Raw genomic sequence first — 20419 nt, forward strand, 5'->3', positions numbered from 1 at the left:
TCCTTTCATAAGATGGGTCAGCGGGTACAGCCGGACGCAGTAGAGACCGGAACCCGATCATCCATCCATGGATCAGGATTTGTGTCCGTGTCTGACAGGGACGAGACCCAGCGGTGTGGCATTGCGTAGCCATCGAAACTATTTAATTCGAGCGACAAAATCCTGAAATCGACGCGCGGTAATCCATGCGCTATGGTCGGCCACGAACCGAACCCCTGCCTGGAGCCGCTGTCGTGCCGATTTCCACCCTGACCCGGATCACCTTTTCGTCCTTGCTCATAGCAGGCGTCTCTGCCTGCAGTACGTCGCAGAGCCCGTCATCGCCCTACAAGATGACCACGTCCACGCCGCCGGAAATCACTACGCCTGCGGTGGTGGAGACGCGCATCGGCAAGCTCGAATTCTTCGACGGTGTGCCGACTGCCGAGACCGCGCAGAAGGCCTACGACAACATCGATTTCGCACGCGGCGTGGAAGTGTTCCTGAACGGCATTCCCGGCGCATCGCTCGTGGCCATCCGCACCGGACTGCGCGAGGTGGGCGCGGTCAACAATACCGTCGGCATTTTCGAGACGCTGATGGATTCCTCGTCGCTGTTCCTGACGCCGAATACGGAGTCGGTGTACTTCTGGAACTGGCTTGACCTCAAGGATGGTCCGATGGTCGTCGAGACGCCGCCGAACATCCTCGGCGTGGTCGATGATTTCTGGTTCCGTTTTGTGGCGGACCTTGGCAACGCGGGACAGGACAAGGGCAAGGGCGGCAAGTACCTGTTTGTGCCGCCGGGCTACAACGGCCCGCTGCCATCGAGCGGTTACTTCATCGTGAGATCGCAGACCTACGGCAACCTGCTGTTCGGACGCGGTTTCATGCAGCATGGCGACCCCAAGCCCGCCGTGGCCAACATCAAGTCCGGACTCAAGGTGTACAGGCTGTCGGAGGCCCGCAACCCGCCGCAGATGAAGTTCGTCAATATGTCTGGCCGCGTCATGAATACGGTGCACGCCAACAACTTCAAGTTTTTCGAGGAGGTCAATCAGATCATCCAGGAAGAACCCGCCGGCGCGTATGGGCCCGATATGACCGGGCTGTTCATGGCGATCGGGATGGAGAAGGGCAAGCCGTTCGCGCCGGATGCGCGCATGAAGCGCATCCTGACTGACTCGGTGGCGGTGGGCAACGCCACGGCGCGTGCGATTGATTTCCGTAACCGCAGCCAGGAAGCGCTGATCTACCCGGGCCGCCACTGGACCACGCCGTTCATCGGCGGCAGCTATGAATGGCTCAAGAACGGCGCGCGCAATTTCGACGCCCGCACGCTGTTCTTCTATGCAGCCACGATCGATACACCAGCCATGGCCATGGCAATGCCCGGCATCGGCTCGCAATACGCGGCGTCGAACCTGGATGCCGCCGGCAAGCCGTTCGATGGCGGAAAGACCTACCGCATGCGCGTGCCTGCGAATGTGCCTGCCAAGGATTTCTGGTCAGTCGTGGCGTATGACACGCAGACGCGCTCGATGCTGCAGACGGACCAGCAGTTCCCTAGTCTGTCCAGCGAGAAGTCGATGCAGAAGAACGCCGACGGCACCGTGGACGTCTATTTCGGGCCCAAGGCACCGGCTGGCAATCCGGCTAACTGGATCCAGACGATTCCCGGCAAGAGCTGGTTCACGATCTTCCGTCTCTACGGTCCGCTGCAGCCGTGGTTCGACAAGACGTGGAAACTCGAGGACATCGCGGAAGTGTCCTGAACGTCGATGTCAGGAGGATTTCCGGTTGGGGCGGGGGCGTCTGCAGAGTTTGTCCGCGAGGACTAGAATCCTTGCAGTCTCTCCCGCAAGCACGCCAACAAGGCGGCACTCCCAAAAGGAAACCCTCCATGTCTCATCTCTTCGATCCGTACAAGATCGGCGGCCTCGCGCTGGCCAACCGCATCGCCATCGCGCCGATGTGCCAGTACTCGGCAGAGGAAGGATCGGCCACGGACTGGCACATGATCCACCTTGGCAATATGGCGCTGTCCGGTGCCGGATTGCTCATCATCGAAGCCACTGCCGTGTCAGCGGAAGGGCGCATCTCGCCGGCCGATCTCGGCCTCTACAACGATGCGAACGAAGCGGCCCTGGCCCGGGTGCTCGGTGCCGTGCGCAAGCACTCCCCGATTGCCGTGGCCATGCAACTGGGCCATGCCGGCCGCAAGGCGTCGAGCCAGGCGCCATGGGATGGGGGCGCGCAGATTCGCCCCGACCAGCCCACTGGCTGGCAGACGGTGGCGCCGTCCAACGTGCCTCACAGCCCCGACGAAGCGCCCCCGGTGGCGCTTGACAAGGATGGTCTCAAAAAGGTGCGCGACGATTTTGTGGCGGCCGCCAAACGCGCGGCGCGTCTGGGCATCGACGGTATCGAGGTGCATGGCGCGCATGGGTATCTGCTGCACCAGTTCCTTTCGCCCATTGCCAACCATCGCACTGATGAATACGGCGGCAGCCTGGAGAATCGCATGCGCTTTCCGCTCGAAGTGTTCGACGCGGTGCGTGAGGCGTTCCCGGCGGACAAACCGGTCTGGATGCGCGTGTCGGCCACGGACTGGGTGCCGAATGGCTGGGATATCGACGGCACCATCGCGCTCTCTCATGCACTGAAGGCGCGCGGCTGCGCGGCGATTCATGTGAGCACAGGCGGTGTCTCGCCACAGCAGGCCATCAAGATCGGACCGGGATACCAGGTGCCCTACGCGCAGCGCGTGAAAGCGGAAGTGGGCCTGCCCACGATGGCGGTGGGGCTCATCACAGAACCCGAGCAGGCAGAGGCCATCGTCGCCAACAACGAAGCCGACGTGATCTCGATTGCGCGCGCGATGCTGTATGACCCGCGCTGGCCGTGGCACGCCGCGGCGAAGCTCGGCGCGCAGGTGTCTGCCCCCAGGCAGTACTGGCGCTCCCAGCCGCGCGGGCTGGAGCATTTGTTTTTCGATATGAAGCACGGGCAGCGGTAAGCGTCAGCGTTCGTTCTCCCGATTGTTTGCTCCCCTCTCCCGCCTTGCGGGAGAGGGGCGGGGGAGAGGGCAAGCCGATCAAATCTCGACATGGTCGGCAAGCAGAACCTCCAGCCCTCTCCCCCAACCCCTCTCCCACTTGCGCGGGAGAGGGGAGCCCATCACATCCCCCGCATTCCCCCCGCACCGCACCATCCCTCAAACGCCCATAACGAAGGGATAACCATGATTGCCGCGCCCTGACGATGGCGCGACCATCGGCCTCAATAGATTGCAGCGGCATTACAAAATGCGGGTGCCCCACGAGCGGCCCGCGCGTCACAGAAGTAGTCGTAGAACGAACTCTGGGAGACACCATGCAAGTCTATGACAGCCTCGTCTATATCTGCGCCATGTTGCTGCTGTGCATGTATGCCTATCTGGGCGTGCAGTCGCAGAGCCTGGCGTTCAAGTACGTCTCGCCGGCCATCGTCGGCGTGCTCGTCTTTGCCTATTCGCTGATGCCGATGCGCCCTATTGGCTGATGCCCGCAGGGCGTTCTCGCATCGTGTTCATGCGCCTGCGCGAAGCAGGCCGCTGATGGCCGCGTGAAGTTCGCCGGGCACTACGGGCTTGTGCAGCAGCGCGGTGCCGCCAGCGTGGACATTGCGCAGGCGATCGGCGGCGGTATCGCCGGTGATGATGATGGTGGGAATCTGGCGGCCCGCGCGTTCGCGGATAGCCGCCGTTGCCTCGTGGCCGGTACGCTGACCGCGAAGGCGATAGTCCGCCAGGATCAGGTCGGGCACGAAGCCGCTGTCGACCACGGCGAGCGCGTCTTCTTCGGTTTCGGCGGTGCGGCTCGGACAGTTCCAGACAGAGAGCAGTCCGGCCATCGCCTCGCGGATGGCGGCGTCGTCGTCAATTACAAGGACGCGCAGGCCGTCGAGCCGCACGGCGATGTCGGGATGCGCAGTTTCCTCGGGCGCCGTCCAGGCCAGCGGCAAGCGCAGCCGGAAGACCGATCCCCGGCCGGGGGCGGACGCCACCGTCACGCGCGTCTGCATCGTGCGCGCAAGTCCTTCGACAATCGCGAGCCCCAGCCCCAGTCCCTTGCGCTGGTCGCGCTCCGGATTGCCGAGCTGGTGGAATTCCCGAAAGATCTCGACGTGCTGCGCAGCGGGAATGCCGATGCCGGTATCCCAGACTTCCACCGACACATGAAAGCGCCGGATCCGGCAACCCACGAGCAGCCCGCCGCTGTGTGTGTAGCGGATAGCGTTGGCAATCAGGTTGCGCAGGATGAGTTCGATCAGCGTGGGGTCACCGAACAGCGTGGCCGTGGTGTCGCGCGTGCGGTAGACCAGGCCGCGTTCGTTGGCTTGCGGCGCGAACTCGTTTTCCAGCTTGTGCAGGATCGGCTGCAGCCGGAAGGGTTTGGGGCGCGGCGTCACCACGCCGGCATCGAGCTTTGAGAAGTCGAGCAGCGTGTTCAGCATCTCGCGTGCTGCGCCAGACGATGCCTCGATGTGGTCAAGCAACTGGCGCTGATGAGGGTCGAGCGACGTGCGGCCCAGCGAGACCAGGAACAGGCCAAGTGCATGCAGTGGCTGGCGCAGGTCGTGGCTGGCCGATGCCAGGAATACAGACTTGGCGCGATTCGCTTCTTCGGCGGCGCGCTGCGCATGGCCCGCGCGTGCGGTCTGGTTGCGCAACTGTGAAATCAGCTCCACGTTCTCGAAGCGCAGCGCAATGGCATGCGCAGCTACGCGCGAGTAGTTGCGCGCAAACACGATCAGCACAAACAGGTAGAGCGGCGTGCCGAGGAACATCGGCAGGTAGGCCACATCGTGCGTGTTCAGGAAGACGATCCACACCGGCACGATGGCAGGCACGAAGAAGCCCACGGCCACGGGCAGGCAGGCCGAGAAGACTGCCAGCGCGGCGGCGCTCATACCGGCGATCAGCGACAGCACGCAGATCACCACCGCCGGCGAGCGGATATCGAGATAGAGCCATGCGGCCAGGCCCCACAAGCTGCCGATCAGCACCAGCATGGCGGTCATGGCGCGGGCGTAGCGGCCCGACCCGGATTCGGTCAGCCGGCCCGGCAGGGCGAAGCGGCCAAAATGCGCGAGGGCGCAGAGCGCCACCGTCGCGGTGGCCCACGGCAGGCCGCCCGGGTGTCCATCGGTCAGCGCCAGCCCTAACCCCAGGATCAGCGCGGCCAGTGAGCAGCCGAGCATGGCCATGCCGAAGCTCTGGTCGATCAGCTCCATCTGCCCTGTGAGCAGGCGCGGCTCGGCGTAACGGGGAAGCAGGGGCAGGCGGCGCAGCAGGGGCGGGAGCGACAGGGCCATGGTTGCGCGGAATCAGCGCTGGGCCTGCACGAGGCCGCGCCGCTGCGCTTCCAGAATGGCCTCCACGCGGCTGACCACGCCCAGGTGATCGAGGATCGCCGCCACATGAACCCGCACCGTGTTTTCGGACAAGCCCAGGTGATAGGCAATGACCTTGTTCGAGCGGCCCAGGTTGAGCTGGTTCAGCACTTCCAGCTGGCGCGGTGTGAGCTGGCTCGGCTGGTACGCGGATGTGGCCAGGGTGCGGTGTTCCTCCGCGGGAAAATGCGTGCCGCCCGCCAGGCAACCCGCAATGGCTTGCTCGATCTCGTGCGCATCGGCGGACTTCGGCAGGAACCCGGCAATCTCGCGGCGCGCTTCGGCCGGGATCGCCTCGATGCCGGAGGTGCCCGAGACGATCACGATGCGCGCGGCCGGAAAGTGCCGCCGCAGCACCCGTATGCCCTCGATCCCGTTCAGGCCAGGCATCTGGATATCGAGCAGCACGATATCCACGGGCTGGGTGCCATGCTGCTCCACGGCCTGCATCACGGCGCCAGCCTCGATGATCGACGCCACGCTGGGGCTGTCGGCCAGCAGCAGCTTCAGGCCGGTGCGAAACAGGGTGTGATCGTCGATAAGCAGCAGGCGGGCGCGCGACATGGGGGCAGGACGCAAGTGGCGGAAACGGCAGGTTCCTGATTGGACTGGATTCGACGCGGCTTGTCCATGCCCGCACGGCCTCGATCGATAGAAGTAGTCCGGAAAGATTATTGGCAGCGTAGTAGGCCGGTGACAGAGTCGGCCATGGACAAATTCCGCGACTTGTCCATACCACTTCTCATACCCGCTACCTCCCGGCTGCGGGTATTTTTTTTCTGGCGATTGAGGACGTCAGGCGGCCTTGCCTCGGCCTTTGACTTCCTGAAGTGACCTATGACAATCACGGATAAGTGGCGCGGAAGTCCCCCACTCACCGTACCCCTCACGCAACAAACGCCCGATACCCCTCTTTTCATGTATTGCAAACGGTACATGCAATGCTGTTACAATCGACACGTTTGCTTACAAAAAGTGATTTTTGTAGCAGAAAAAATAAATATATCGGGGTGGAGTCTGCTATGAAGGTTGTCGTTCCCTTCCTGTTTTCCGCATTGGTTGTCGTTGCCGGGTGTGCACAAAGCCCGGAGTCGCAGTTGGCGCCGCGTTCGCAGACGGTGCGTCTGTGCAATGGCAATAGCTGCACGGATCAGGACCGCCGTATCTCGACGTTCCAGGGCGCCCCGGTGGATGCCGAGGCCGAGCGGCGCTTCAACGCGCTGGTGCAGGTGGCCGAGCGCAATCCGAACGCGGCCTATGACCTGGGTTTGCGCCTGCTGCGTGGCGATGGCGTGGAGCGCAACAGCTACCAGGCAATCGAATGGCTGCGCAAGGCTGGCGACAACGGCCACGTGCAGGCCCAGTTGGCGCTGGGGCGTCTCTACCTGATGGGTTTCGAGGAAATGGGCTCGGACCCCGCCGAGGCGGAAGCCTGGCTGACCCGTGCGGCGGCCAAAGGCAACAAGGAAGCCGCCGAACTGATTCCGCAAGCGCAGGCCGCCAAGAAGGACGAGCAGGCCCTGTATCGCGTGCGCGAAGCCTATCGCAAGTCCTGGATCGGTTGGTACAGCGGTTATCCGTACTACTACGTCTGGGGCAATTCCGGCTGGTACCTGCGTTAGGCATGGGTTGAGGCCTGCGGCAGGTTTGCCACGCAGGCCACTTCCGCCCCCGCTCGCGCCGGAACACTTCCCGCGTGGGCATCGCTCCCTGAATCTCTTATCTATCCGTCTACAGGAACGCGTTTCTCATGCAGAAGAAGACATCTTTGCGCCTGGCCACCCTGGCCGCTTCCCTGGTTCTGGCAGGTTGCGCCGGCATGCCCGGTGGCGGCGGTTCGATCACCACCGGCAACGCGCCGACGGCCGCCACGGGCGCTGCGGGCGGCGCCACCAGCGTGAATGCCAATCCGACGCTGGAACGTTGCGACAAGCCGCTTGGCACGCTGGCGGTGGACGATGGCCGGGGCAAGGAGTGGTATGCAAGCTTTGGCGCCACCACCAAGATCACGACCATCGAGCCGCTGATCCGCCTGGCCGTGCAGCAGTCGAACTGCTTCGTGATCACGTCGGTGGGTAACAACCGCACCGAGAGCAAGCTCACCGCGATCACGGACAAGCAACGCAACTCGGGCGAGTTCCGCGCCGGTTCGAAGCAGCAGAAGGGTCAGCGCGTGGCCGCCGACTACTACATGGAACCGGCCATCATCATCGACAACGATCCCACGGGCCAGTTGGCCGCGGGCGTGGGCAGCCTGTTCGGCAGCGTGGGTGCGCTGGTGGGCGGCGCCATGTCGAGCAAGGTCTCGGTCGTGACGCTGACCATGATGGACATCCGCTCGGGCGTACAACTGTCGATCTCGGAAGGCAATGCGACCGCCACCAATTTCGGTGCGGCGCTGGGCGCGTTCGGCGGCGGTGCCGCTGGCGGCCTGGGCGGTTTCTCGCGCACGCCGGAAGGCAAGGCCACCGTGGCGGCGTTCATGGACGCCTACAACAACATGGTTGTCTCGCTGCGCAACTACAAGGCCCAGGAAGTCAAGGGCGGCCTGGGTCGCGGCGGTCAACTGAAGGTCGGTTCGTAATCTGCCTCGCTGATCTCCTGGCCCGCCCCGGCGGCGGGCGGGAGATCGACCCGCCTCGTCCTGAGGCGGTTTCTTTCCAGCTTGATGTTTGGGTCGACGTTCTAGTCGATCAGCCTGCCGTCCGCATCGAAGAACGGATGCAGCGGGCCGTGGTCGCCGCTGGCGGCCAGATGCGTGACCAGTCCGTGCGACGGGTGCCACCAGTGCAGCAGGTAGCCAGGCGGCTCCATGCGAAAGCGCGACGCGGCTTGCGGATCGAGGTCGAGCGCCACCTGATGGGCCGGTCCCGGCGCGGTCATCGCAATCGTGCCGCCGAAGCGTCGCGTGATGTGCCGATGCAAATGGCCGCAGATCACGCGTTCCACCTGCGGATGGCGGGCGATAACCGCTTCCAGCGCGGCGGCGTTGTCGAGCCCCTGCACGTCCATGTGTCCGATCCCGGTATGAAAGGGCGGATGGTGCAGCATGACCAGCGTCGGGCGCACGGGAGCGGCATTCAGCGTGGCGTCGAGCCAGGCCAGGCCATCGGGTTGCACGCGGCCGCCGGGCTGACCGGGCTGCGTGCAGTCGAAGCCGATGAGCCGCAGCGGTCCGGCATCGATGGCGTAGTGCATCGGTGCCTCGCCATCTCCGGCTTCGAACAGGTAGTCGTGATCGGGAAAAACGCGCCGCAGCGACGTGCGGTGATCGTGATTACCGGGGAGCAGTTTCACCGGCATCGGCAGGCGCTGCAGGATATCGCGCAGGAAGCGGTATTCGTGCTCGTCGCCGAAGTCGACCAGATCGCCGGTGACCACCACGATGTCGGCCAGTTGCGGTGCGGCCAGGATGGTGTCGATCAACGCGTGCAGTGCACCGGCGGTGTCCACGCGGCGATAAGACAGCTTGCCGCCCGCCTTGATATGCAGGTCGGTGATCTGGGCGACGAGATAGGGTTTGCCGAGCGCGTCAGGCGTGTTGGGCGTGTTGGGCGTGGCTACGGTCATGCGGCTTGTGGAAGGGTGATCAGGTGATTGGTGTCGATGCGCAGGCCCACGCGCTGGCCGGTCTGCCAGGCGTCGCGCCGTGCCGTATCGACGATGAGCGGTGCACCGGCGCCGACATCCACCAGCAGACGTGTGTGATCGCCGAGGAATAGCGCGGTCACGATCGCGCCTTCCACATGCGCATGATCGGCCTCGACCAGCGTGACGTCCTCGGGGCGGAACATCAATCGCACCGATGCGGACACCGGCATCTCCTGTGGCGGGCCCATCGGCACGGTGCCGCCCGGCACACGCCAGCGGCCGGCTTCGGCTTGCCCTGTCAGATGGTTCATCGTGCCGATGAAGTCCGCCACGAAGGCATTGGCTGGCTGGCGGTAGATATCCTGCGGTGTGCCGGATTGCGCAATGCGGCCACGGTCCATGACGATGATGCGGTCGCCCAGCGCCATGGCTTCGGCCTGGTCATGGGTGACATACACCGCCGTGATACGCAGGCTGCGCAGCAACTGGTTGATATCGGCGCGCAGGGTGTCGCGCAGCTTGGCGTCCAGCGCGGTGAGCGGTTCATCGAGCAGTAGCACGCGCGGCTGCACGGCGATGGCGCGGGCCAGTGCCACACGTTGACGCTGGCCGCCCGATAGCTGATCGATGCGCCGGTCCGCGAGCGGTTCCAGATGCATCATCGCCAGCATTTCATCCACGCGGCGGCGACGCGTGGCGGCATCGGTGCGGCGCACACGCAGGCCGTAGCCGATGTTCTCGGCCACGGTCATGTTCGGAAACAGCGCGTAGTTCTGGAACACCATGCCCACGCCGCGTCGCTCGATGGGTTGGTCCGTCACACGCGTATCGCCGAACCAGATCTCGCCGCCGGCATCGGCCTGCTCCAAACCGGCGATGATGCGCAACGTGGTGGTCTTGCCGCAGCCCGAGGGGCCGAGCAGCACGACCGTTTCGCCAGCGCCGATGTCCAGGTCGAGCGGTTGCAGCGCGACGGTGCCATCGGCAAAGGTCTTGGCGCACTGGCGCACGCGGATCGAAGTCGGTTCATGCATGGCGGGTCTCGGCGGCAGGGCGCGTGGTCGTTTGGGGGGAGGTAGCGAGCGGGGCAATGGGCTCGGCAACGGCATCCGGCGTGTGGCGGCGTGCGCGAGCACCCAGCGCACTCATCCACTGCATGAAGACCAGCAGCGGAATGATCATCACGAAGAAGACGATGGTGTAGGCGGAGCCGATTTCCAGCCGCATCGACGCGTAGCTGTCGGCCAGTCCTACGGGCAGTGTCTGCGTGGTGGGGGTATGCAGCATCCACGTCAGGTTGAATTCGCCCATCGACAGCGTGACCACCATCAACGCGCCGGCCAGGATGCCCTGCCGGCAATTGGGCAGCACCACGGTGAAGAAGCGTTGCATGCGCGTGGCGCCCAGGCTGGCGGCGGCGTCTTCGAGCGTGCGGATGTCGATGGCCGAGAGAATCGCCAGCACCGATCGCACCATGAACGGCAGCGTGAACAGCACGTGGCCGATCAGGATGAACACCCAGCTTGTGCGCAGGCCCTGCAAGCTGCCGTAGAGCAGGATCAGCCCCAGCGCGGTAGCCAGACCCGGCACCGCCACGGGCAGCATCAGCAGTTCCTCGATCAGCCGCGTCACGCGATTGCGGCGCAGTGCCATGTAGTACGCGGCAGGCACGCCGATTACCAGCGTGCAGGCCAGGCAGGCCAGCGCGATGCCCACCGACAGAAAGATGGTGTTGCGATACAGCGACCAGACTTCGACGAGCCAGCGCGTGGTCAGCCCGCTCGACAATCCGACAAAGATGTTGTTGGTGAGACCGGCCAGCACGGACAGCACCACGGGTACGGTCATGAATGCGCAGACGGCCAGCGTGAGTGCGAGTTGCAGCCAGTATCCGGTGCGGCGGGGTTGGGACGTGACAGATGTTTTCATCGATGAAGTCCCTCAGGCCGTGGCGGCAACGGCGTCGCCGGAGTACCAGCGCGCCAGCGCCAGCAGGGCCCAGGTGACTACGCCAAGCAGGATCGACAGCGCGGCGGCCATGCCGAAGTTGGCGTAGTTGGTGAACTCGTTGTAGATGGTCAGCGGCAGCACGTCGAGTTGCGTGGCCAGCGTAAAGGCGGTGCCAAACGCGCCCATGCTCGTGGCAAAGCAGATGGCACCGCTCGACAGCATGGCCGGCATCAGCGCAGGCAGCATCACGTCGCGCACCACGCGCCACGGGCTGGCGCCCAGCGAGCGGGCCGCTTCTTCCAGCGAGGTATCGAGCTTTTCCACGGCGGCCATCACGGTCAGGATCACGCGCGGAATCGAAAAATAGAGGTAGCCGACGAACAGGCCGGTCAGCCCATAGGCAAAGGTCCAGCGCTCGCCAACGAGTGCATCGCCGATGTTCGCCAGCAGGCCATTGCGTCCGCCGAGCATGATGACCATGAAGCCGATCACCACGCCGGGGAACGCCAGCGGAAACGTCAGCATGGCCACCAGCATGGGCTTGCCCGGCACGGTGTGGCGCTGCAAAAACGTGCCCGAAATGCCGGCGATCACCAGCGTTGCAAACGTGACGAGCGCGGACAGCACCACGGTGACCAGCAGGCTGTGCAGATACCGTGGGCTCGACAGCACGATCCAGTACACACCCGCGCCCTGCTTGCCCGTCAGGCTGACCTCGATCAGCCGTGCCATCGGCAGGCAGAAGAACGCCAGGAATACCACGAGCGCTGGCAGCGCGAACAGGAAGAGGGCGGGGGAGCGTTGGGTCATGATCGAGGGTGGGCTGCGCGGACTTAGCGCACTTCCTTCAGGTACTGGTCGCTGAATGCCTTCTGCACCTGGGCCATCTTGCCGAAGTCCACGGGCTTGGCGCGTGCGTAGTCAGCGGCCGGCAAGAAGCGCGACTGCACCTCTGCTGGCATCGGCACGTTGCGCACCGGACGCAGGTAGGCGTTGGCCCACAGCGCCTGGCCTTGGTCGGACAGCACGAAATCCAGCACCTTGCGGCCGTTGTCGGCATGCGGCGCGTTGTTGACCAGGCTCATCACATACGGCACCACCAGTGAGCCTTCCTTCGGAATCACGAAGGCCACGTTGGCGCGGTCCTTGTACTTGGCGCGATAGGCGTTGAAGTCGTAGTCCAGCAGGATGGGGATTTCACCGGAGAGCACGCGCGCATAGGCGGTCTGCTTCGGCACGATGGGCTGGTTCTTCTGCAGGTCGCGGAAGAACTTGAAGGCCGGGCCGAAGTTGTCGAGCGTGCCGCCCAGGGCCTGGTTCACGGCCACGGCGCCCACATAGCCGACGAACGCGCTGGCCGGGTCGAGATAGCCGATCAGGCCCTTGTATTCGGGCTTGAGCAGGTCAGCCCACGACTGCGGCACGGGTTTGCCGCGCAGCGCATCCACGTTGACCATGAAGCCGAGCGTGCCCGAGTGGATGGCGAACCAGTTGCCCTGCGGGTCCTTGAGACCGTCGGGGATGTCGTTGAAGTGCGCGGGCTTGTACGGCTGCGTCACGCCATCGGCCTTGGCCTGGATGCCGAAGGTCACGCCGAGGTAGGTCACGTCGGCCACGGGGGCGGCCTTCTCGGCCACGAGTTGCGCGAGCGACTGGCCCGAGTTCTTGTTGTCGTGCGGCACGGTGACGCCGGTCTTTTCCTTGATCGCGCGGATCTGCGCGGCCCAGTCGGCCCATTCCGGCGGGCAGTTGTAGCAGATGGCGGTCTGCGCGGCGGCGCCCTGGCTGAACGTGGCGGCAAGCGTGGCGGCGGATGCGGTGATGGCCAGCCAGCGCAGCGGGCGGCGCCAGAAGGATTGCGTCGACATGTAAGGCTCCCTGGTGAAGTATCGGATAACGGGGTGAGTCTGACGAAGGTGCGGCAACAGCGAACAAAAACTCGAAGTCAGGCGGGCGGACCGACGGTGCCATCGATACGCAGCGCATGCGGCAGCAGCAACGCGCTGTCATCGGCGCCGTTCTGGGTCATCTCTTCGATCCTGGCACCGGCGCCCTGATGGCCCAGGCGGCGCAGCAGGCGCGCAATGGCCTGGGCGCCGATATCGGCGTTGGGCTGCACGACGGTGGCCAATGGCGGCTCGACGAGCGCCCCGAGCGCGATGCCGTCGTAGCCGAGCACCGACACATCGCGCGGCACACGTAGGCCCAGGCGTTTCAGGTCGGAGATCACGCCGATGGCGAGCAGGTCGTTGGTGCAGAAGAATGCGGTAGGCGCGGAGGTGGTCCCCATCAGCGCGCGAATCTGGTCGGCGTTGCTGGCGGTGTGCGAAGGCAGGTTGACCGGTTCCAGCACCGGCAGGCCGTTGGCCTGCATCGCATCCTCGTAGCCGGCAAAGCGCTGCCGTGCACGGTCCGATGCGGTGAAGGCGCCTGACACGACAGCGATGCGCTGGTGCCCGGCGGCGATCAATGCCCGGACGCCTTCGGCGGCGCTGGTGCGGTTATCGACGGAGACGGAATGGCGCGGCTGCCCATTGGGTTGCCCATTCGCACGCATGGTCACCTGGTTGTAGGCCAGCACGTATGGCACGGCTTCCTGGTCGAGCTGATCGAGCACGTTGCTGTCGCAGGCATCGGCCACGGTCAGGACCATGCCATCGACGCGATGCCGCAACAGATATTCCACCCGCTCGCGCTCGCGTGCCGGATCGTAGTTGCTCGTCACCAGCATCAGGGAGTAGCCTGCGGACATTGCCGCTTCTTCGATGCCGCGCCAGCATTCGGCAAATACGGCGTTGTCGAGGGTGGGCAGCATCACGCCGATGATGCGCGTCTGCTGGGCGCGCAGCTTGGCGCCGAGCAGGTTGGGGCGGAAAGACAGGCGCCGTGCGGCGTCATGCACGCGCTGGGCGGTGGCCTCGCGCACCAGTTGCGGATGGCTGAAGACGCGCGAGGCGGTGGCCAACGATACCTTGGCGGCCAATGCCACATCGGCCAGGGTCACGCCATGGCCGGGTTCGGCCGAAGCAAGGCGGGGCGTGAGTGCGGCACGACGGGATGGCGGCATGGTTCCTCTCGGATCGATCGCTCGAACACTCAATGAAAACGTTTTCATTGAAGCGCCGAAAAATCAGGCGTCAAGGAATATCTGCGCTGCACTGCCGCAATTTGGTCAGTGCAGGCTCCCGCGCCTGTCATTGCCGCGCATTGTCACGGGCAGGTGTGACGGGACGATGACAGGCGGGAATTGGCGCGCCGCCGTTACTTCGTCCTGGGTGCCGCGCTGAACGTTTTGTTGGCGATCTTCCACACCCCGTCGATCTGCAGCAAATTCATGTAGTCAGTAAAGACCACTTCCGGATAATCGAGCACGATCTTGGCCGTGGCCGCATTGCCCACCACGTCGAAGCTCGCGATATGGCGGCGGCGCTGCGCCTCGTCCGGCTGCGGCTCACCCTGGAAGCGCTTCGAGAATTCCTCGACGGTCAGCGAGTGCAGGGCGCCGTCGCGGAAGGAAATGATGCGGGCGTCGGCGTGGAAAGCCGCGAAGATAAACTCGGCCCGGCCTGTGCGATGGGCTTCCAGGTATTGCTCCAGCGGGGCAAGGGCGGGAATGTGCTGCGAGGTGGCGGCGGGGTTGGTCATGCTTGTCTCCGGTTTGTCTGGGGTGGAACGGCCGATCATTGTATCCGTAAATTGTATGCAAAATAGTGGGTGCGTCGACGGATGCGGGCTGGGCCACCCTCCCAAAGCAGTAGGCGGCAACACTCAAGTCGGGCTGGCGCATGCCGATAGATCAGCAGTGGGAGTGGCATCTGCCCACAGCTGATTCGTACAAGAACGATACCTAGCCTGTTTGAGCGCAAAGCCTTGTCACGACCTCTGACGCCCTCCATTGCCGATTGCCTCGAACACAAATTGCTGCGGCCGGTATTCCAGCCGATCGGCTCGCTCGTCACGGGCGATGTATTTGGTTACGAGGCACTGATCCGCGGCCCGGCAGGCTCGCCGCTGGAGAGCCCTATCGCGTTGTTCGCCGAAGCGGCGCGCGTGGGCAAACACGTTGCGCTGGAGCGGCTGGCCGCGCGTATCTCGATCCGCACGTTCATGGACCTGGGCCTGCCCGGCAAGCTGTTCCTGAACTACAGCGCGGATTCCCTCCGCGACATCGAAGATACGCGTGACGAGGTACGCGTCTTCCTGCAGGGGCAGGGGCTGCCGTCGGACCGCATCGTGCTGGAACTGACCGAACAGGCGCCGCTGGGGCCGATGGAAACACTGGCCAAGGCCGTGTTCTCGATCCGTAGCCGGGGCGCGCAGTTCGCGCTGGACGACTATGGCACCGGCCACGCCAGCCTGGGGCAGTGGATCGCCTTGAAACCGGACTACGTGAAGATTGCCCGCGTGATCATCGACGGCGTGGCATCGTCGCCGTTTCAGCGCGAGGCACTGCAGGCGCTATGCAAGCTGGCGCGGACATCGGGCACGCAATTGATTGCCGAAGGGATCGAACGAGAGGACGACCTCGTGGTCTGCCGCGATCTGGGCATCGACCTGGCGCAAGGTTACCTGCTGGCGAGACCCTCGCCGGAACCGCCGCTGACGTTGTCGGACGCGTCGCTGCGGGCGCTGCATCGGGGACGGTTGCGGTTGGCGAAGTAATAAGTAGCGGGAGAGGGGAGCAAACCGAGAGGCGAAGCAAACCTACAACGCCGCAGGCGCCGAAGCCGCGGCCCCGCTCGCTGGCACCATCTCCACCGGCGCCTCCACCTCCGAAGCCGGCACCGCCTCCACCACCTCACCCGGGTCCAGCGCCATGCCGTTGTCGGTGGCAACCGATGGCGACGAAGCCGGTGGCAACGCCTCCGCCTCGGTAGTCGGCAGCACAGGCCGCCGTGGCGTAGGTCTCGGCGCTGACACCGCTTCTTCAGCCTTCTTCGACGCGAACAGCTTCTGATACCAGCCGCGCACCGTATCGGTCAGTCCCGAATACCAGGTCCGCTGATCGACTTCCGCAAAGCGGGCGCGACCATCCACCACCCGTGCACGGATGGCGCGCTGATAGAAATCACCGACGATGGGTAGCGCGCTGTGGGCGCCCTGGCCCCAGTAGTCGCTGCGCAGCGTCACGCGGCTGTCGTTGAAGCCCACCCAGGCACCGGCCACGAGCTGCGGATGCATCAGGATGAACCAGCCGTCGGCGCTGTCCTGCGTGGTGCCGGTCTTGCCGGCCACGTCGGCGCGGATGCCGTAACGGCTGCGGATGGCCGTAGCCGTGCCCCGGTCCACCACGTCACGCATCACGTCGAGTAACGTATCGTTGGCCGTGGCCGACAGCGCGCGCTCTGGCGAGGCAGGCCGGAACTGCGCCAGCAGGTTGCCTTCGCGATCCTCGATGCGCGTCAGCATCGACGGGGCGATGTACTGCCCGCCATTGGCGATGGTGCCGTAGGCCGACACCATTTCCCTGAGCGTGACCGGACTCGTTCCCAGCGCCAGTGACGGTACTTCTTCCAGCTTGCTGTCGCGCACGCCCATGGCGCGTGCCAACCGCGCCACGCGCTCGGGCCCGATGGTCTGCACGAGCTGCGCGGTGATGGTGTTCTTCGAATAGACCAGTCCGTCGCGCAGACTCATGGCGCGTCCCGTTGGCGGGGATTCGTCGGCAGGGCGCCAGATTTCGCCGCCGGCGAGTTTCATTTCCACGGGCTGGTCGATGAACGTTTCGTCGGGGCTTTCGCCGCGAGCGAACGCGGCGCCGTAGACAAACGGCTTGAACGTGGAACCGGGCTGGCGGCGCGCCTGTGCCACGTGGTCGAACGCGTCGACGCTGAAGTCGCGGCTGCCTACCCAGGCGCGGATCTCGCCCGTGGCTGGGTCCAGCGCCATGAAGCCCGCCTGCACGCGGGTCTTGGTCTGACGCAGTGTCTGCATGAATACGTTGTCGCGCATCAGGTGCTGCAGCACCTCGTCCTCGGGTTGCCCGGCCGCCACGGCGTTGCGGAACTCGGGGGTCTCGCGCACGAATGCCTGCACCAGTGCGCGGCTCTCCCCCCATCCTGCACGTGGTGCCCATGCGGCATTGGCAATCGATTGAAGCTGGTTGCCCTGACGTGCCACGGCCTGGTTGGCTGCCGCCTGGAGCCGCGAATCGATCGTCGTGCGGATGACCAGTCCGTCCGTATAGAGGTTGTAGTCGTGGCGGTCTGCCCACGCGATCAGCCATTTGCGCAGTTGCTGGGCAAAGTGGGCGGCCGGGCCCGGCTCCTCCACCTGGCGCTCGAAATCGATCCGCAGTGGCCGCTTGACGAGGATCGCGTAGCGTCCGGCGTCCAGCTTGCCGCGCTTGACCATCTGCCCGAGTACGACATTCCGGCGCTCCAGCGCGCGCTGGGGGTTCTGCACCGGGTTGTAGTAGCTGTTGCCCTTGAGCATGCCGATCAGCGTGGCGGCTTCAAGCACGTCGAGCTTGCGGGCGGACTTGTCGAAGTACGTGCGCGCGGCCATCTCGATGCCGAACGCGTTGTACAGGAACGGCACCGTGTTCAGGTACGTCTCCAGGATTTCTTCCTTGGAGTACAGCGCCTCGATCTTGAACGCGGTGATGGCTTCCTTGAGCTTGCGCGTCATGGTGGGCGCCCGGCCGATATCGTCCGGATACCGGTTGCGCGCCAGCTGCTGCGTGATGGTGGACCCGCCCTGACGGTCGCCCGAGAACGTGTGCAGCGCGGCGGAGGCCGTGCGGCGCCAGTCCAGCCCATGGTGCTGATAGAAGCGATGGTCCTCGGTGGCGATCAATGCATCGACCACGTTGGGCGAGATATCGGCCAGGGTCACCCAGTCGCGATTCGCCCAGCGGTAAACCGCCAGTTCCTTGCCGTCGGCCGAGAGGACCTGGGCGGGCTGTTCGGACTTGGCCTTGCGGATATCGCTGATGCCCGGCGTGAACGGGATCAGGACGATGACATAAAGCAGGAATAGCGCCGGGATGGCAGCGACAGCCAGCAACGCGGTGCGCCGGGTAGGGCGGTGCAGGTGCTGGCGCAGCGGTGCGAGCCGTGGGGCGATATGGGTCTTGTAGAAATCCGGGCGCATCGAGGCAGGCAGGGCGGACGCGGGCAAAACGCCACGAAACCGTCAAATGCCTTTCACAGAAAGGCTGCATCGTACCAAACCGCGGATCGGGAAAACCCGTATGTTTTGGTGCGAAAAAACAACGAGACGCGGCTTTTCGATGTACTCGCACCAAAGTGCGGCCAGACCGTCACATGAATTTCACATTCGATTGAAACAATTCGCCTGCCCCCAACGGTCATCGTTTCGGAAAGTGACAGAAATGTAAGGTTCACACAGCCGGGACGAGGCGGGGAAGCATCTCAATGTCTTAACAAAACGAGAAACTCACAGTGAAGAAAGCTCTATTTGCGCTGGCAGCTGCAGGCGCCTGCACCCTCTCCGGCGTGGCGTCGGCCCAGTCGGCTTCCAACGTGACGCTGTACGGTATCGTCGATGCTGGCGTCGAATTCGGCAACCACGTGACCCAGTCCAACGGCGCTGGCCAACCGGCCACCGTGGGCAATTCGGTCCGCATGAGCTCCGGCAACCTGTCGGGTTCGCGTTGGGGCCTGCGTGGTGCGGAAGACCTCGGCAACGGCCTGAAGGCGATCTTCACGCTGGAATCGGGTTTCGACATCGACACCGGTACGTCGGGCCAGGGCAGCCGCCTGTTCGGCCGCCAGGCTTTCGTCGGCCTGCAAGGCACGTTCGGCGCCGTGACCCTGGGTCGCCAGCAGAACTCGCTGTACGACCTGTTCGGCGCCTACGACCCGATGGCTGTCGGCCCGAAGTTCTCGCTGAATTCGGTTGACTCGGCCTTCAACGGCCGCGCCGACAACGCGCTGAAGTACACGGGCAAGTTCGGTGGCCTGACCACCACGGCCTTCTACAGCACGGGCCGCGACAACAACGGCGAAGTGCCGGGCGACTACAAGGCTGGCCGCAACTTCGGCGCCGGTGTGGCCTACGCCGCTGGTGGCTTCTCGGTGGGCACCGCCTACGACCAGTACCAGGGCGCCACGACGGCTGTCTCGGACAAGGCCGTCAAGCGCTGGGCCCTGGGTACGTCGTACGACTTCCAGGTAGCCAAGGTGTTCGCCGGCTATCGCTGGATGCGCGATGACGGCATCGCCAGCGCCGCGACTGCCGCCACGCGCAACAACGTGTACTGGGTGGGCGGTCTGTACCGCGTGACGCCGGCCCTGTCGCTGACGGGTGCCGCGTACTACCAGGACACCAACAACAGCGACAACGATCCGTGGATGTTTGTGCTGTCGGCCGACTACGCGTTCTCGAAGCGTACCGACGCATACCTGAACATCGGCTACACGAAGAACAAGGGCAACGCCGCCCTGAGCATGAGCAGCTCGATCCCGGTTCAGGCAGGTTCGAACCAGACCGGCGCCGTGGTCGGCATCCGTCACCGCTTCTAAGCAGGAGACACCGGCAGACGGGGCCTTTCCCCCCGCCCCTGCCGGATAACAAACGCCCCTCACCCGACTTGGCGGGAGGAGGGGCGTTCTGTTTTGGGGGGCGCGTTCGCAGGGTCAGTTGGGCACGGCACCGTTGTCCGAGGCGCGCAGCCGCTCCAGCGAGCGCGTGAGCATTGCACCCTCCTCGGCATCCACCGTAGCGTGAAGCGTCTCTATGGCATGGTGCAGCCGGTCACGGTCAGGGCGCGACAGGTGGCGCGCGGTCTCCATCGCTTCCAGTTCCTTGTCCACACGCTTGGTCAGCTTGCGCACGAACTCGGGATCGAGCTGGCCCTGGCTCGCACCATGGGCGATGTGATAGATCAAGGCGGCCAGACCGTCGGCGGTGGTTTCCGTGCTGGCAGGAGGATTGCGTTTCATGGCGACTCCGTTTTGCTGGGCTGTTTCATTCTAGAAAGTCCACCGATGGAAAGACGTTGCGATGTGTTTCCGAAGTGGGGCGAATGTGATGCCTGAGCCGCTACGCTTTCTTATTGCCGAAATATTTCATCACCAGAATGTCACGCAGCCGGTTCCGCAGTACAAGTCGGGAACCTCGGATGCGACCGCAGTCGCCTCGGACCGGCGTGGATGCCTTGTCGTTAAGCCACGGAAGCTCACGGTTGCAGACAGAAGCGCCGGGCATGGCGAGGACCTTTGTGTAGAGCGGGGAATCGGGCCGTCTTCAGGACGGCTCTTTTTATTTGGGGCACTGCAACAGCCTCGGGACGTTCCAGCGGGATCGACGAATGTAGTTGTTCCCGGACATGGTGCATTCGCTGAAGCCGTCAAAGACAACATCCACGCCTTGGCCACTAGAGAGTTGAATAGCTTCCGCCGCGAAGTGTCAATCCGGGTCGGCGCACGCCTCGAGAGCGCGGCGGTATTCCCTTTCCTCATGCCTGGTATGTTATTAGACGTCGTTCCATAACAGT

The 20419-nt window shown here is 64.4% G+C and carries 18 protein-coding genes; 7 read left to right on the plus strand and 11 right to left on the minus strand.

Annotated elements, in window-relative coordinates:
• Positions 1–233: 233 nt before the first annotated feature.
• From GA566_RS17760 to GA566_RS32960, 3 genes are all read left to right on the plus strand, one after another.
• Positions 234–1754 carry a DUF1254 domain-containing protein gene (locus GA566_RS17760; protein WP_346811302.1) on the plus strand — a complete coding sequence of 507 codons (1521 nt, stop codon included), beginning with the start codon at positions 234–236 and terminating at the stop codon, positions 1752–1754.
• Between the two features lie 128 nt (positions 1755–1882).
• On the plus strand, positions 1883–2998 hold the full coding sequence (locus GA566_RS17765; protein WP_137928565.1) for an NADH:flavin oxidoreductase/NADH oxidase: 1116 nt from the start codon (positions 1883–1885) through the stop codon (positions 2996–2998).
• 356 nt (positions 2999–3354) lie between these two features.
• The gene (locus tag GA566_RS32960) at positions 3355–3522 is read left to right on the plus strand and encodes a hypothetical protein (protein ID WP_171020470.1); all 168 of its coding nucleotides are present in this window, start codon (positions 3355–3357) and stop codon (positions 3520–3522) included.
• A 27-nt stretch (positions 3523–3549) separates the two neighbouring features.
• Here GA566_RS32960 and GA566_RS17770 read toward each other — a convergent pair whose 3' ends face one another.
• The gene (locus GA566_RS17770; RefSeq protein WP_160473542.1) at positions 3550–5337 is read right to left on the minus strand and encodes a hybrid sensor histidine kinase/response regulator; all 1788 of its coding nucleotides are present in this window, start codon (positions 5335–5337) and stop codon (positions 3550–3552) included.
• 12 nt (positions 5338–5349) lie between these two features.
• On the minus strand, positions 5350–5979 hold the full coding sequence (locus GA566_RS17775; protein WP_137926909.1) for a response regulator transcription factor: 630 nt from the start codon (positions 5977–5979) through the stop codon (positions 5350–5352).
• A gap of 458 nt (positions 5980–6437) precedes the next feature.
• Here GA566_RS17775 and GA566_RS17780 point away from each other — a divergent pair, with 458 nt between their 5' ends.
• Together GA566_RS17780 and GA566_RS17785 are read left to right on the plus strand one after the other, a co-directional pair.
• On the plus strand, positions 6438–7037 hold the full coding sequence (locus tag GA566_RS17780) for a tetratricopeptide repeat protein (RefSeq protein ID WP_137926908.1): 600 nt from the start codon (positions 6438–6440) through the stop codon (positions 7035–7037).
• A 128-nt stretch (positions 7038–7165) separates the two neighbouring features.
• A complete protein-coding gene (locus GA566_RS17785) occupies positions 7166–7999 on the plus strand; it encodes a hypothetical protein (protein ID WP_160473543.1) in 834 nt (277 codons plus the stop codon).
• A gap of 101 nt (positions 8000–8100) precedes the next feature.
• Here GA566_RS17785 and GA566_RS17790 read toward each other — a convergent pair whose 3' ends face one another.
• The 7 genes from GA566_RS17790 to GA566_RS17820 all read right to left on the minus strand — a co-directional run bounded on the left by GA566_RS17790 (position 8101) and on the right by GA566_RS17820 (position 14601).
• Positions 8101–8985: a phosphodiesterase gene (locus GA566_RS17790; protein ID WP_160473544.1), complete on the minus strand. Its 885-nt coding sequence runs from the start codon at positions 8983–8985 to the stop codon at positions 8101–8103.
• The gene (locus GA566_RS17795) at positions 8982–10040 is read right to left on the minus strand and encodes an ABC transporter ATP-binding protein (protein WP_137926905.1); all 1059 of its coding nucleotides are present in this window, start codon (positions 10038–10040) and stop codon (positions 8982–8984) included. The genes GA566_RS17790 and GA566_RS17795 overlap by 4 nt, the downstream gene beginning before the upstream one ends.
• Positions 10033–10935: an ABC transporter permease gene (locus GA566_RS17800; RefSeq protein ID WP_160473545.1), complete on the minus strand. Its 903-nt coding sequence runs from the start codon at positions 10933–10935 to the stop codon at positions 10033–10035. Before GA566_RS17800 ends, GA566_RS17795 begins: the two co-directional genes overlap by 8 nt.
• Positions 10936–10947: 12 nt before the next feature.
• The gene (locus GA566_RS17805; protein ID WP_160473546.1) at positions 10948–11766 is read right to left on the minus strand and encodes an ABC transporter permease; all 819 of its coding nucleotides are present in this window, start codon (positions 11764–11766) and stop codon (positions 10948–10950) included.
• A 23-nt stretch (positions 11767–11789) separates the two neighbouring features.
• A complete protein-coding gene (locus GA566_RS17810; protein WP_137926902.1) occupies positions 11790–12824 on the minus strand; it encodes an ABC transporter substrate-binding protein in 1035 nt (344 codons plus the stop codon).
• Between the two features lie 77 nt (positions 12825–12901).
• A complete protein-coding gene (locus tag GA566_RS17815) occupies positions 12902–14023 on the minus strand; it encodes a substrate-binding domain-containing protein (protein WP_137926901.1) in 1122 nt (373 codons plus the stop codon).
• Positions 14024–14217: 194 nt separating this feature from the next.
• A complete protein-coding gene (locus tag GA566_RS17820; RefSeq protein WP_160473547.1) occupies positions 14218–14601 on the minus strand; it encodes a nuclear transport factor 2 family protein in 384 nt (127 codons plus the stop codon).
• Positions 14602–14826: 225 nt separating this feature from the next.
• Here GA566_RS17820 and GA566_RS17825 point away from each other — a divergent pair, with 225 nt between their 5' ends.
• Positions 14827–15618, plus strand: a complete 792-nt coding sequence (locus GA566_RS17825) for an EAL domain-containing protein (RefSeq protein WP_237380457.1) — start codon at positions 14827–14829, stop codon at positions 15616–15618.
• A 42-nt stretch (positions 15619–15660) separates the two neighbouring features.
• On the opposite strand, the gene GA566_RS17830 is transcribed toward GA566_RS17825, so the two are convergent.
• Entirely contained in the window at positions 15661–18051 is a 2391-nt protein-coding gene (locus GA566_RS17830) for a penicillin-binding protein 1A (RefSeq protein ID WP_160474644.1), read from the minus strand.
• 311 nt (positions 18052–18362) lie between these two features.
• Here GA566_RS17830 and GA566_RS17835 point away from each other — a divergent pair, with 311 nt between their 5' ends.
• Entirely contained in the window at positions 18363–19445 is a 1083-nt protein-coding gene (locus GA566_RS17835) for a porin (RefSeq protein ID WP_160473548.1), read from the plus strand.
• Between the two features lie 114 nt (positions 19446–19559).
• On the opposite strand, the gene GA566_RS17840 is transcribed toward GA566_RS17835, so the two are convergent.
• The gene (locus GA566_RS17840; RefSeq protein ID WP_137926898.1) at positions 19560–19865 is read right to left on the minus strand and encodes a hypothetical protein; all 306 of its coding nucleotides are present in this window, start codon (positions 19863–19865) and stop codon (positions 19560–19562) included.
• Positions 19866–20419 lie beyond the last annotated feature (554 nt).

Origin of the sequence: Cupriavidus sp. SW-Y-13 (assembly GCF_009793345.1) — a bacterium.
Lineage (GTDB): Bacteria > Pseudomonadota > Gammaproteobacteria > Burkholderiales > Burkholderiaceae > Cupriavidus.

Coding starts and splice junctions, on each gene's coding strand:
- GA566_RS17815 (WP_137926901.1), bottom strand. CDS start 14,023: ATGCCGCCATCCCGTCGTGCCGCACTCACGCCCCGCCTTGCTTCGGCC.
- GA566_RS17775 (WP_137926909.1), bottom strand. CDS start 5,979: ATGTCGCGCGCCCGCCTGCTGCTTATCGACGATCACACCCTGTTTCGC.
- GA566_RS17840 (WP_137926898.1), bottom strand. CDS start 19,865: ATGAAACGCAATCCTCCTGCCAGCACGGAAACCACCGCCGACGGTCTG.
- GA566_RS17810 (WP_137926902.1), bottom strand. CDS start 12,824: ATGTCGACGCAATCCTTCTGGCGCCGCCCGCTGCGCTGGCTGGCCATC.
- GA566_RS17770 (WP_160473542.1), bottom strand. CDS start 5,337: ATGGCCCTGTCGCTCCCGCCCCTGCTGCGCCGCCTGCCCCTGCTTCCC.
- GA566_RS17805 (WP_160473546.1), bottom strand. CDS start 11,766: ATGACCCAACGCTCCCCCGCCCTCTTCCTGTTCGCGCTGCCAGCGCTC.
- GA566_RS32960 (WP_171020470.1), top strand. CDS start 3,355: ATGCAAGTCTATGACAGCCTCGTCTATATCTGCGCCATGTTGCTGCTG.
- GA566_RS17800 (WP_160473545.1), bottom strand. CDS start 10,935: ATGAAAACATCTGTCACGTCCCAACCCCGCCGCACCGGATACTGGCTG.
- GA566_RS17780 (WP_137926908.1), top strand. CDS start 6,438: ATGAAGGTTGTCGTTCCCTTCCTGTTTTCCGCATTGGTTGTCGTTGCC.
- GA566_RS17795 (WP_137926905.1), bottom strand. CDS start 10,040: ATGCATGAACCGACTTCGATCCGCGTGCGCCAGTGCGCCAAGACCTTT.
- GA566_RS17765 (WP_137928565.1), top strand. CDS start 1,883: ATGTCTCATCTCTTCGATCCGTACAAGATCGGCGGCCTCGCGCTGGCC.
- GA566_RS17830 (WP_160474644.1), bottom strand. CDS start 18,051: ATGCGCCCGGATTTCTACAAGACCCATATCGCCCCACGGCTCGCACCG.
- GA566_RS17785 (WP_160473543.1), top strand. CDS start 7,166: ATGCAGAAGAAGACATCTTTGCGCCTGGCCACCCTGGCCGCTTCCCTG.
- GA566_RS17790 (WP_160473544.1), bottom strand. CDS start 8,985: ATGACCGTAGCCACGCCCAACACGCCCAACACGCCTGACGCGCTCGGC.
- GA566_RS17820 (WP_160473547.1), bottom strand. CDS start 14,601: ATGACCAACCCCGCCGCCACCTCGCAGCACATTCCCGCCCTTGCCCCG.